Genomic DNA, 12710 nt, shown 5'->3' with positions numbered 1-12710 from the left:
TGGCTTGGAACGATTGCGCGCCGGTCGGTGCAAGTCGCTTCGCTCCCAGCCAGGAGACAACATGACGCACACGTTGCTGACGGATGACTCGACGCCGGGCGTCGGCGTCGTCACGCTGAATCGTGCCGAACGGATGAACGCGCTCGACGGCGCGACGCTCGCGGCACTGAACGACGCGGTGCTCATCGCCGCCGAGTCGGGCCGCGAGATCCGCGTGATCGTGATTCCTGGTAGCGGTTGTGCGCTTCTGCGCGGGCAACAACCTGAAGTGGCTCGCGAGTGGCGTGCTCACGGATCCGGCGCGCATATGCGGCACCAGGACCTGACGCAGGATATGTCCGCGTTGATGGCGGTGTCGCGACAGATCGTGATCGCGTCGGTCAACGGCTATGCGGTGGCGGGTGACTTCGAATTGGTGCTGGCGTCCGACGTCGTGGTCGTCGACGAGCAAGCAGCGCTCGGCGACGCACATCTGCAGCGCAACCTGCCGCCGAGCGGCGGCGGCTCGCAGCGGCTGCCGCGCAGGATCGGAGTGGCGCGCGCGATGTATTCCCTCATTATCAGGCCGATGCCTTGCAGCGCCGCGCGTATCATCCCGTCGTCATCTTTCGTGACCATGCTGCCCTGCGGCTCGACTTCAAACGCATGCCCTTCGACTTCTGACGACGTGAATTCCCGACGATAGACGGCGCCGCTCGACGTATGGCGATACACAGGCATTTGTGCTGGATCAGATCGGCGGGTGTCGCCGGTGTGCCGTGACGCGCGAAATAGTCGGGAGAGCCGGCCACGGTCATCTCAATCATCGGCGTGATCGGCACGGCCACCACGTGCTCGGCCAGGCTCTCGCCGAGCAGGACGCCTGTTCCGTAGCCGTCGGCGATGATGTTCGACAGCCCGTCGTTCATCACGAGCTCCACCCGCAGCAGCGGATAGCGCGCCATGAACTCGCGCAGGTGCGGTTCGAGCCGCTTGCGCGCGACGACGCGGCCGATCCGGTCAGACGATCTTGCGCGATCGCAGCTCGGCCACCGCGCGTGCGTCGAACCCGATGCCGGCGAGGATTTCATTGGTATGCTCGCCGGTCAACGGCGGTCGCATGCGGATTTCCGGCGGCGTTCGCGACAGCGACACCGGGGTCGCGAAGATCGGCACCTTCTTCGGCGCGCCGGGATAATCCATCCAGCGGATCACGTCGGCGGCCTTGATGGTTTCATCCTCCAGCGCCTGGCGAGGCGAGTTGACCGGGCTGGCCGGGATGCGCGCCTGCTCGAGCGCGGTCAGCGCCTCGGCGAGTGTCTTGTCCGCACACCATTCGCTCATCAGGTCGCTCAGGAACGCGCCGTTCTCGCCGCGCCGCGTATCGTCGGTGAAACGCGGATCGTCCAGTAGTTCCGGCCGGCCCACGACCTGCGTCCAGCGCTTGAACATCGGCCGGCCGATGACCTGCGTGATGAACCAGCCGTCCGTCGCCTTGAAGATGTCGGACGGCGCATAGCCGGACGCGCGGTTCAGCGTGGCCTGGCGATCGAGCCCGAGCAGCGCTTCTTCGATCAGCGCGCCGCTCGCCATGTTCAGACCCGTGCACAGCAGCGACGCGCTGACTTCCTGCCCCTGGCCGCTGCGCTGGCGTTCGTAGAGCGCCAGCATCACGCCGAGCGCGCACGAAAGCGCCGTCGCGAAGTCCACCACAGGCACCATTGCTTTTTGCGGTCGATCGGGAGTACCGGCCATATAGACGGCGCCGCTGAGCGCCTGGCCGACGCCGTCGAAGCCGACCCGGTCGCGCACGGCTTCGCTGTTGCCGAACGCGTTGGACGCGACCAGGATCACGTCGGGCTTGATCGCGCGCAGGCTGTCGTAGTCGAGCCCGAGGCTCTTGAGCGTGCGCGGCGGCATGTTCGCGATCACCACGTCGGCATCGGCGACCAGCCGGCGCACGATCTCGCGCCCTTCCGGGCTTTCGAGATCGAGCGTCATCGAGCGCTTGTTGCGGTTGACCTGCAGGAACAGCGCGCCCTCGCCGTGTTCGGTCACGGGCACGATGAAGCGATCCTCGCCGCCGCCGACGCGGTCGATGCGGATCACATCCGCGCCGTAATCGGCGAGCAGCGCCGAGCAGAACGGCCCGGCGATGAAGCGTCCGAAATCGAGGACCTTGATGCCTTCGAGTACTTTCATGTTTCGTTCAGGGTAGGGTCAGGCGGAGGTCGCGGCCGCACGCACTTCATCGAGCGCGCTGGGGTTGTCAAGCGACGACAGGTCGCCTGGCGGCTGCCCGCAATACACGCTGCGGATCACTCGTCGCATGATCTTGGAGCTGCGCGTCTTGGGCAGCTGCGCGACCACATGCACGCGGCCGGGGCGGAACGGGCGGCCCAGGCGCTTGTCGACGTGGCCCGACACGATCGCCTCCAGCTCGGCGCCCGCGACATCGGAGTCGGGCTTCGGCACGATGAACACGACGAGCTTCTGCCCCTTGTCCGCATCGGCCACGCCAATCGCAGCCGCCTCGGCCACGTCCGGCAACTCCAGCACGACTTCCTCGACCTCGGCCGGCCCAAGGCGCTTGCCGGCGACCTTCAGCGTGTCGTCGGAGCGGCCCATCATGAAATAGTTGCCGTCGGGCGTGCGCAGCGCCAGGTCGCCGTGCACCCAGATGCCCGGAATGGTGTGCCAGTAGGTCTCCAGGTAGCGTTCGTCGTCGCACCAGAACGATTGCGTCATGCCGACGAACGGCGCGCGGATCGCCAGCTCGCCGACTTCGCCGGTCACGCTCATGCCGTCGGCATTCACCACGTCGGCGGCCACGCCGGGCGAGACAGTATTGAAGCCGCTTGGTGGAATCGGCCGGATCGGCACGCTCGCGAGCAGCGCGCCAGATGCTTCGGTGCCGCCGGTGTAGTTGATGACTGGCGCGGTGCCGTCGCCAAAGCGCTGCAGGAACCAGTTGAAATGCTCGGGCGCGATGCCTTCTCCCGCCGTGATCAGCAATCGCACGGTCGAGCGATCGCCCGCGAGCGCCAGTGCCTCGTGGCTGGCCATCCCGCGGATCAGCGTGGGCGCCGACCCAAAGTGCGTGACGCGGTGACGTTCCACCACGCGCGACATGCGCGACCAGTCGGGGTAGTCGGGCGCGCCGTCGTAGCACACCAGCGTCGCACCCCGCAGCAGCGCACAGCCGAGTACCAGTGTGCCTGCGATCCAGCCCATGTCGGCGGGCCAGCAGTAGACGTCGCCGGGATGCACGTCGAAGTGAACCAGCGAATCGTGCGCGATCTTGATCGGGAAGCTGCCGTGCGTATGTACCACGCCTTTGGGTTTCCCCGTGGTGCCCGACGTATAGATGACCATGAACGGCGTATCGGGCGTGACGGACACAGGCGGGACGCCCTGACCCTGTCCGGCGCTCGCCGTTTCCTGCCAGTCGAGGTCGCGCGTATCTTGAGCGGTGTCGCCTTCGCCGCGCTTCCAGATCACGTGTTCGAGCAACGGCAACTGGCGCCATGCGTCGCGCAGCGCGCCCTGTACATCCACGCGCTTGGTCCGGCGCGAGAAGCCGGTGGATGCGATCACGATGCGTGCCTCGGCAGCTGACAGGCGAGCCACGATCGCATCGACCCCGAAGCCGCTGAACAACGGCACGACCAGCGCGCCGAGATGCACGATGGCCAGCAGCGAGACGGTCGCCTCGACGCCGTTTTCCATCAGTAGGCCGACGCGATCGCCCTGTCTGACACCATGCCGTACGAGTCCTGCGGCGAAATCGCTGACGCGCTGCTCCAGCGCTGCGTAGGTCAGCTCGCTTACGCTGCCGTCCTCCCGCTCGGCGACCACGGCTTTCTGCTGCGCAGTGGCGGGGTTGCGCGCCCAGCCATAAATGGTGTTGACCCAGTTGAGCCTGCCGCCGGGGAACCAGCTCGGAAACTGCGGGCCGCGCGACAGGTCAACGTAGCCTGTCGGCGGTGCGTCCCACGCGATTGCGCATTCGTCCATCACCGTCGTCCAGTAGCGCTCCGGCTCCGCGATCGACACACGCATCAGTTCTTCATACGACGGCACGCCCAATGCGCGCATCAGTTTCACGATGCCGGCGTTCTGCAGCTCGTGCTGGCCGGGTTGCCACACCTGGCCAGATTCATGGTTGCTCATGATCGGTCTCCTGCCTTATGCGCGCTCGACAATCATCGCGATGCCCTGGCCGCCGCCGATGCACATCGTTTCGAGGCCGTAACGGACCTTGCGGCGCTGCATCTCGTGCAGCAGCGTCGTCATGATGCGCCCGCCCGTCGCGCCCACCGGGTGGCCCAGCGAAATGCCCGAGCCGTTCACGTTGAGCGTGTCTTCCAGCGCCGCCATCGAGCTGCCCCAGCCCTTCACACAGGCCAGCGCCTGGCACGCGAACGCTTCGTTCAGCTCGATCAGGTCCATCTGGTCGAACGTGAGGCCGGTGCGCGCCAGCACCTTCTGCACGGCAGGCACCGGGCCGATGCCCATGCGTGCCGGATCGCAGCCGGCGGCTGCCCAGCCGACCAGCCAGCCGATCGGCGTGAGGCCCAGCTCGTCGAGCTTGTCCTCGGCGACGATCAGGCACGCGGCCGCCGCGTCGTTCTGCTGGCACGCGTTGCCTGCCGTGACGACGCCGTCCTTCATGATCGTACGCAGCTTCGCGAGGCTTTCCGGCGTGGTGTCGCCGCGCACGCCTTCGTCCTGCGTGACAATCAGCGCATCGCCCTTGCGCTGCGGCACGGCGACGGGGACGATCTCCGCGTCGAAATGCCCGGCCTGCTGCGCGGCAACGGCACGCTGGTGGCTGCGGGCGGCGAAGCGATCGGACGCTTCGCGCGTGATGTCGTATTCGCGCGCCAGCGTCTCGGCCGTTTCGATCATGCCGCTGATGCGGCCGAAGCGGCTTTCGGGCTGCGAGCGCTCGCGGCCGCGATCGAGGCGGTCGTGCATCGTGACCGAGCCCGCGCGCTTGCCCCAGCGCATGTCGGTCGTATAGAACTCGACGTTGCTCATGCTTTCGACGCCGCCGGCCATCACCACGTCGGCCGCGCCGGTCTGCACCATCATCGCCGCAGTGGCCAGCGCCTGCACGCCGCCGCCGCAACGGCGGTCGAGCTGCATGCCGGCCACTTCGATCGGGAAGCCGGCCTGCAGTGCGACCCAGCGCCCCGTGCACGGCGTCTCGCCGCTCGCGTAGCTTTGCGCGAACACGACGTCGTCGATGCGCGCGGGGTCCAGCCCGGTGCGCTCCACGACCGCACGCGCGACGGTGGCGCCGAGTTCCTCGACGGGAACGCCCTTCAATGTTCCGCCGAATGCGCCCACCGGAGTGCGCAGCGGGGCGACGATGGCTGCTCGTTTCATTTGAATTGCCTCTTGAATGTCATGAATGTTCCGCCGCCATCGCGCGTCTGTCACGCGCTGGCTGCCAGGGTCCGTGGTCTGCCGTCGTGCGATCAGCCGTAGCGACCGCCCGTGACGTGCAGCACTTCGCCGCTGATGAAGCCGGCGCGCTCGCTGGCGAGGAACGCCACTGCGTCGGCGATGTCGTCCGGGCGGCCGACGCGCTTGATCGGCTGGGCCGCCACCGCGCGCTCCTTGATCGTTTCGTAGGTCGGCAGCGCTTGCACCATTTCCGTTTCCATGAAGCCCGGCGCCACGCAGTTTGCCGTGATCCCGTAGCGGCCTTCCTCCATCGACAGTGCCTTGGCCATGCCGATCAGGCCGGCCTTCGCGGCCGAGTAGTTGGCCTGCGTCGGGTTGCCCAGGTGCGCGCGCGAGCTGATGTTGATCAGGCGGCCCCAACCTTGCTCGATGAAGTGCGGCATGACAGCCCGCGCGGCCAGGAACGCGCCCTTGAGCATCACGTTCATCACGAAATCCCAGTCGTCCGCGCTCATCTTCACCAGGTACTTGTCGCGCGGCGCGCCAGCGTTGTTCACCAGGATGTGCACGCCGCCGAAATGCGCGACGGTTTCATCGACGAGGCGCTGCACGTCGGCTTCCTTGGTGATGTCGCCCACGATGCAGTGCGCGGCCAGCCCTTCGTCCTGCAGCGCCTTCGCGGTGGCCTGCGCCAGTTCCGCGTTGATGTCGGTGATGACGACGCTCGCGCCTTCCTGCGCGAGCCGGCGTGCCGTGGCGGCGCCCAGGCCGCGTGCCGAGCCGGTGACGATGGCGACTTTGCCGGTCAAACCCAGATCCATGTGTGTCTCCTGAAGAATTGCGATTCAGCGCAGGTCGACCCGCGCGTTGGTCAATACCACCACGTTGCGCTCCACGGCTGTGACGCGCAGCGAAACCGTGTTGCCGCGCACCCACATCTCGGTGCGCAGCGTGTCGCCGGGCCACGCCGGCGCGGTGAAGCGCACGCGCATGCCCGCGAAACGCGTGTTGTCGTAGTCGAGCACCGTGCGCAGCACTGCATGCGCGGCCACGCCCATCAGCGCCATGCCGTGCAGGATCGGGCGCGGGAAACCGGCCGCGGACGCCACCGCGGGATCGGCGTGCAACGGATTCAGGTCGCCGCTCAGCCGATAGATCAGCGCCAGCTGCGCGGGCGTGGCCAGTTCGCACACGTCGTCTGGCGCGCCGTCGGGTATCGCGTGCGGGGTCGGCAGCGGGTCGGTGCTGCCGCCGTCGCCGAAACCGCCGTCGCCGCGCAACAGGCTCAGTTGCACCACCGTCGCAAGCAGGCGGCCGGTGTCGGCATCGGCGATGTCGCGCGTCTGCTGCAGGAACGCGCCCTTGTTTTCTCCCTTGTCCCACAGGCCGGTGATGCGCGTCGTGCCCGTGACGCGGCCGCTCGGCGGCAGCGGCGCGTGAATCCGGATTTCCTGTTCGGCGTGCAGGACCTTTTGCCAGGTGATGCCCGTGTCCGGATCGCGCGCCCAGAACCCCGGATACGCGAGCACGTTCGCCATCGTCGGCAGCGCACGCAGCGACTCGCCTTCCTTGCCTTCGTAGACGTAACGCAGTTGCCCTGCATCGAGCGGGTCGGCGCCGAGCCCGAGGCCGAGCGCATAGAGCTGGGTATCGCGCAGCGAGTACGCATGCACGATGGGCGGAAAGCGGCGGGACAGCAGGTGATCGGGCTGGAGCGGCATGGCGAATGGCGTGGCAGTTGATCCGAGTCCCTACGATGGAACCGTGCCGATTACCGGTCAACGCATTCGTGGAGTTTGTTCCGTACCTTGGCAGATGCCCGGCCGTCCCGGTCGCCGGCCCCAGTCCCCGCCTAGCCCGCACGATTTCATTCCACGGAACGTTTTCGGCGGCGTGATTGTTTCGTGCCGGCGCTCGGCGCAGCATTTCGACGTTTTCTCCACCTTTTTCAGGCGTACCGACATGATTCGCGATCAAGAAACGCTCAACGGCCTGCTCGACTCCATTGCCCGCTTCGTGCGCGAGCGTCTCGTACCCAACGAGGAGCAGGTAGCCGAATCCGACGAAATTCCCGAGGACATCGTCGCCGATATGAAGGCGATGGGCCTGTTCGGCCTCACCATTCCCGAACGCTTCGGCGGGCTGGAATTGACGATGGAGGAAGAGGTGCTCGCGGTGTTCGAGCTGTGCCAGGCGTCGCCGGTGTTTCGCTCGCTGCTCGGCACGACCGTGGGCATCGGTTCGCAGGGCATCCTGTTCGACGGCACGCCCGAGCAGCAGGAACGCTACCTGCCGCGCCTCGCGACCGGCGAGCTGATCGCGTCGTTCGCGCTGACCGAGCCGGAGTCCGGCTCCGACGCGGCGTCGTTGCGTACCACGGCCGTCCGGGACGGCGACGACTACGTGGTCAACGGCACCAAGCGCTTCATCACGAATGCGCCGCATGCCGGCATCTTCACGCTGATGGCGCGCACCAATCCGGAAGACAAGGGCTCGGGCGGCATCTCGGCGTTCATCGTCGACGCGAAGACGCCGGGCATCAGTTTCGGCAAGCGCGACAAGAAAATGGGACAGAAGGGCGCGCATACCTGTGACGTGATCTTCGACAACGTGCGCGTGCCAGCGGCCAACCTGATCGGCGGGAAAGAGGGCCAGGGTTTCAAGACGGCGATGAAGGTGCTCGACAAGGGGCGCATCCACATCGCCGCGGTCTGCGTGGCCGTGGCCGAGCGCATGCTGTCGATGGCGTTGTCGTATGCGATCGAGCGCAAGCAGTTCGGCAAGCCCATCTCCGATTTTCAGCTCGTGCAGGCGATGCTCGCCGACAGCAAGGCCGAGATCTATGCGGCGCGCTGCATGGTCGTGGACGCCGCGCGTCGGCGCGACGCAAAGCTGCCGGTGAGCACCGAGGCATCATGCGCGAAGCTGTTCGCATCCGAGATGTGCGGGCGCGTGGCCGATCGTGCCGTGCAGATTTTCGGCGGTGCGGGGTACATGGCCGAATACGGCATCGAGCGCTTCTATCGCGACGTGCGCCTGTTCCGTATCTACGAAGGCACGACCCAGATCCAGCAATTGGTGATCGCCCGCAACATAATCCGCGACGCGCAATGATGCGGCGGGGGGCTGATGCGGTGAGCGGCTTCGGAGCGGGCACTGGCTCGCGGCGGTGCGGTGCAGCCGTCGCACCGGACGACCATGCGGTCGACGCACGGCAAGCGCCGGGGGCATCGGGTGCGAACGGCACGCGGCGCGTGGACGCGAACTGGGCATGGGCGACCAGCAGTGCCCATTACGACTGGATGGATCACGCGCCGCTGTTCAAGCAGCGCGATTGATCCGCATCGGGCTCGTTTCGGGCTCTCTATTCGTCGCATGTTTCTCCGCCCATTTCTCCGCACGCCGCCCGGCGGGCCCGATCGGCCGCGCGCCGGTTTGCGACCGGTCGTCTGAATACCATTCGCCGTCGCGATGCCGATTGCGGCTGCCGGAAAGTGTGGCAACAATGCAGATGGCCGCAAGCGGGCCCGACGCAAAGCGAACGCCGGCGCGCTCCGCGCACCGACCGGCAACTTGATCTGGCGGCGGATGGATCGCGTCGACAGGTTTCATTCAACCTTCAACGATTCATGGCTGCCGTGACTCCCAACCCCATCCAGTCCATCCTGATCGCGAACCGCTCGGAAATCTCGATTCGCGTGATGCGTGCCGCCGCCGAGCTGAACATCCGCACGGTGGCGGTGTATTCGAAGGAAGACCGCCTCGCGCTGCATCGCTTCAAGGCGGACGAGAGTTACCTGATCGGCGAGGGCAAGAAGCCGCTCGCCGCGTATCTGGACATCGACGACATCCTGCGTGTCGCGCGGCAGGCGAAGGTCGACGCGATTCACCCCGGTTACGGCTTCCTGTCCGAGAACCCGGACTTCGCGCAGGCCGTGATCGATGCGGGCATCCGCTGGATCGGCCCGTCGCCGGACGTGATGCGCACGCTCGGCAACAAGGTGGCCGCGCGCAACGCGGCGATCGCCGCCGGCGTGCCGGTGATGCCCGCGACCGCGCCGCTGCCGGACGATCTCGCCGTCTGCAAGGCGCTGGCTGAAGAAGTCGGCTATCCGCTGATGCTGAAGGCGAGCTGGGGCGGCGGCGGGCGCGGCATGCGCGTGCTCGAGAACGAGCGCGACCTTGAGACGCTGCTGCCCGTCGCGCGGCGCGAGGCGCTGGCCGCGTTTGGCAACGACGAGGTGTACGTCGAGAAGCTCGTGCGCAATGCGCGGCACGTCGAGGTGCAGGTGCTCGGTGATACGCACGGTACGGTCGTGCACCTGTACGAGCGCGACTGCACGGTGCAGCGGCGCAACCAGAAGGTGGTCGAACGCGCGCCGGCGCCGTACCTCGATCGCGACAGCCGGCACGCCCTGTGCGAATCCGCGCTGCGCCTGATGCGCGCGGTCGGCTATACGCATGCGGGCACCGTTGAATTCCTGATGGATGCCGACACCGGCCAGTTCTACTTCATCGAGGTGAACCCGCGCGTCCAGGTCGAGCACACGGTGACCGAGATGATCACCGGCATCGACATCGTGAAGGCGCAGATCCGCATCACGGAAGGCGGGCGGATTGGGCTGGCGGAGGACGCGATCGATGGCGACGGCACGATCGTCGCGCGCGCGGCCGGCGTGCCGGAGCAGCACGCGATTCCGCTGAACGGCAATGCGTTGCAATGCCGGATCACGACCGAGGATCCGGAGAACGACTTCCTGCCCGATTACGGCCGGCTCACCGCGTATCGCAGCGCGGCCGGCTTCGGCGTGCGGCTCGATGCGGGCACCGCCTATGGCGGCGCGGTGATCACGCCGTACTACGACTCGCTGCTCGTGAAGGTGACGACCTGGGCGCCGACGGCCGCCGAATCGATCCACCGGATGGATCGCGCGCTGCGCGAGTTCCGGATTCGCGGCGTCACGTCGAACCTGCAGTTCCTCGAGAACGTGATCAACCATCCGGCCTTCATCGCGGGCGACGTGACGACGCGCTTCATCGACAGGACACCTGAGCTGCTTGAATTCGCGAAACGCGGCGACCGCGCGACGAAGCTGTTGCGCTATCTCGGCGAGCTGAACGTGAACGGCAACGCCGAGATGAACGGCCGCACGCTGCCGGCGCTGCCGTTGCAGAAGCCCGTGTTGCCGAAGATCGACACGGTGGCGGCGATTCCGGCCGGCACGCGCGATCGCCTGCGCGCGCTCGGGCCGGAACAGTTCTCACAGTGGATGCTCGACCAGAAGCAGGTGCTGCTGACCGACACGACGATGCGCGATGCGCACCAGTCGCTGTTCGCGACGCGCATGCGCACGGCCGACATGTTGCCGATCGCGCCGTTCTACGCGCGCGATCTGTCGCAGCTGTTCTCGCTCGAATGCTGGGGCGGCGCGACCTTCGACGTCGCGCTGCGGTTCCTGAAGGAAGACCCGTGGGAGCGGCTCGCGCTGCTGCGCGAGCGCGTGCCCAATATCCTGTTCCAGATGCTGCTGCGCGGCTCGAACGCGGTCGGCTATACGAACTACGCGGACAACGTCGTGCGCTTCTTCGTGCAGCAGGCCGCGAGCGCGGGCGTCGACGTGTTCCGCGTGTTCGATTCGCTGAACTGGGTGCGCAACATGCGCGTGGCGATCGACGCGGTCGGCGAAAGCGGGATGCTGTGCGAAGGCGCGATCTGCTACACCGGCGACCTGTTCGACACGTCGCGTTCGAAGTATGACCTCAAGTACTACGTCGGCATCGCACGCGAGTTGCAACAGGCCGGCGTGCATGTGCTCGGCATCAAGGACATGGCCGGCATCTGCCGCCCGCAGGCGGTCGCGACGCTCGTGAAGGCTCTCAAGGAAGAAACCGGGTTGCCCGTGCATTTCCATACGCACGACACAAGCGGGATCGCCGCGGCGTCGGTGCTCACGGCAATCGGCGCGGGCTGCGATGCGGTCGACGGCGCGCTCGACGCGATGAGCGGCCTCACGTCGCAGCCAAACCTGTCGAGCATCGCGGCCGCGCTGGCCGGTAGCGAACGCGATCCGGGGCTTGACCAGGACCGCCTGCACGAAGCATCGATGTACTGGGAAGGCGTGCGCCGCTATTACGCGCCGTTCGAATCGGAGATCCGTGCGGGCACGGCCGATGTCTATCGCCACGAGATGCCCGGCGGCCAGTACACGAACCTGCGCGAGCAGGCGCGTTCGCTCGGCATCGATCATCGCTGGACCGAGGTGTCGCGTGCGTATGCGGACGTGAACCGGCTGTTCGGCGACATCGTGAAGGTCACGCCGACATCGAAGGTGGTCGGCGACATGGCGCTGATGATGGTCGCGAACGACCTGAGCGTGGACGACGTGCGCAGCCCGGACAAGGACATCGCGTTTCCGGAATCGGTCGTGTCGCTGTTCAAGGGCGAGCTGGGCTTTCCGCCCGACGGTTTCCCGGCGGAGCTGTCGCGCAAGGTGCTCAAGAGCGAGCCGCCGGCGCCGTATCGCCCGGGCGACCAGATTCCGCCGGTCGATCTCGACACGGCACGCAAGCAGGCCGAGGCCGAGTGCGAGCAGCCGCTCGACGATCGGCAACTGGCGTCGTACCTGATGTATCCGAAGCAGACGGTCGACTACTACGCGCACGTTCGCGCGTACAGCGACACGTCGGTCGTGCCGACGTCGGCGTTCCTGTACGGCCTGCAGCCGCAGGAGGAGGTGGCGATCGACATCGAGCCGGGCAAGACGCTGCTCGTGTCGCTGCAGGGCCAGCACGCCGATGCGCAGGACGGAAGCGTGAAGGTGCTGTTCGAGCTGAATGGCCAGTCGCGTTCCGCGCTCGTCGAGCAGAAGACGGTCGTGCAGGCGGGCAACGAGCGCCATGGCTTGCAGCGCGCCGATCCGGGCAATCCGCTGCACATCGCCGCGCCGATGCCGGGCTCGGTGGTGACGGTTGCCGTGCAGCCGGGGCAGCGGGTGACGGCCGGCACAACGCTGATCGCACTCGAGGCGATGAAGATGGAAACGCACATCGTGACGGAGCGTGACTGCGAGATCGCGGCCGTGCATGTGAAGCCTGGCGAACGGGTGGCAGCGAAGGATCTGCTGATTGAGCTGAAGGGCGCGGCATAACCCGGGCGGTTCCGGCCGGATCGGTCGGTCGCTGCGCGGCGGGAGGCAGATCGCTTCCAGCCACGCCGTCGCGCCTTTTCGGCATCCGCTGATGTTCCGTACTTTGACCGGTGACGTCGCGGATGTTCCGTCTCGAATTTCGCGAAAAAGTGTTGTGTCGGACTGTCG

At 66.9% G+C, this 12710-nt stretch carries 10 protein-coding genes; 4 read left to right on the top strand and 6 right to left on the bottom strand.

Features of this window, described 5'->3' with window-relative positions:
- Positions 1-61: 61 nt before the first annotated feature.
- Positions 62-685: an enoyl-CoA hydratase/isomerase family protein gene (locus WS66_RS34235; protein WP_059599741.1), complete on the top strand. Its 624-nt coding sequence runs from the start codon at positions 62-64 to the stop codon at positions 683-685.
- Here WS66_RS34235 and WS66_RS31295 read toward each other — a convergent pair.
- The 6 genes from WS66_RS31295 to WS66_RS31270 form a co-directional block, all read right to left on the bottom strand.
- Complete coding sequence (locus tag WS66_RS31295; protein ID WP_236872988.1) at positions 591-944, bottom strand: LysR substrate-binding domain-containing protein; 354 nt, start codon at positions 942-944, stop codon at positions 591-593. The genes WS66_RS34235 and WS66_RS31295 overlap by 95 nt on opposite strands.
- A gap of 55 nt (positions 945-999) precedes the next feature.
- Positions 1000-2181 (bottom strand): CaiB/BaiF CoA transferase family protein, encoded by a 1182-nt coding sequence (locus WS66_RS31290; RefSeq protein WP_059599742.1) that lies wholly within the window; start codon positions 2179-2181, stop codon positions 1000-1002.
- 18 nt (positions 2182-2199) lie between these two features.
- Positions 2200-4152, bottom strand: coding sequence for an AMP-binding protein (locus WS66_RS31285; protein ID WP_059599743.1), 1953 nt, complete (start codon positions 4150-4152; stop codon positions 2200-2202).
- Between the two features lie 15 nt (positions 4153-4167).
- Positions 4168-5373, bottom strand: coding sequence for an acetyl-CoA C-acetyltransferase (locus WS66_RS31280; protein WP_059599744.1), 1206 nt, complete (start codon positions 5371-5373; stop codon positions 4168-4170).
- Between the two features lie 92 nt (positions 5374-5465).
- The gene (locus WS66_RS31275) at positions 5466-6215 is read right to left on the bottom strand and encodes an SDR family NAD(P)-dependent oxidoreductase (protein WP_059599745.1); all 750 of its coding nucleotides are present in this window, start codon (positions 6213-6215) and stop codon (positions 5466-5468) included.
- Between the two features lie 24 nt (positions 6216-6239).
- Positions 6240-7115, bottom strand: a complete 876-nt coding sequence (locus WS66_RS31270) for a MaoC/PaaZ C-terminal domain-containing protein (protein WP_059599746.1) — start codon at positions 7113-7115, stop codon at positions 6240-6242.
- Positions 7116-7356: 241 nt separating this feature from the next.
- Here WS66_RS31270 and WS66_RS31265 point away from each other — a divergent pair, with 241 nt between their 5' ends.
- From WS66_RS31265 to WS66_RS31255, 3 genes are all read left to right on the top strand, one after another.
- A complete protein-coding gene (locus tag WS66_RS31265; protein ID WP_059599747.1) occupies positions 7357-8508 on the top strand; it encodes an acyl-CoA dehydrogenase family protein in 1152 nt (383 codons plus the stop codon).
- 20 nt (positions 8509-8528) lie between these two features.
- A complete protein-coding gene (locus WS66_RS31260; protein ID WP_159086608.1) occupies positions 8529-8732 on the top strand; it encodes a hypothetical protein in 204 nt (67 codons plus the stop codon).
- Between the two features lie 291 nt (positions 8733-9023).
- Positions 9024-12542, top strand: a complete 3519-nt coding sequence (locus tag WS66_RS31255) for a pyruvate carboxylase (protein WP_059599749.1) — start codon at positions 9024-9026, stop codon at positions 12540-12542.
- Positions 12543-12710 lie beyond the last annotated feature (168 nt).

The organism is Burkholderia sp. LA-2-3-30-S1-D2, assembly GCF_001523915.2.
GTDB lineage: Bacteria > Pseudomonadota > Gammaproteobacteria > Burkholderiales > Burkholderiaceae > Burkholderia > Burkholderia diffusa.
Note: the sequence above shows the minus strand (reverse complement) of the source record. Positions and strands in the feature narration are given on the sequence as shown.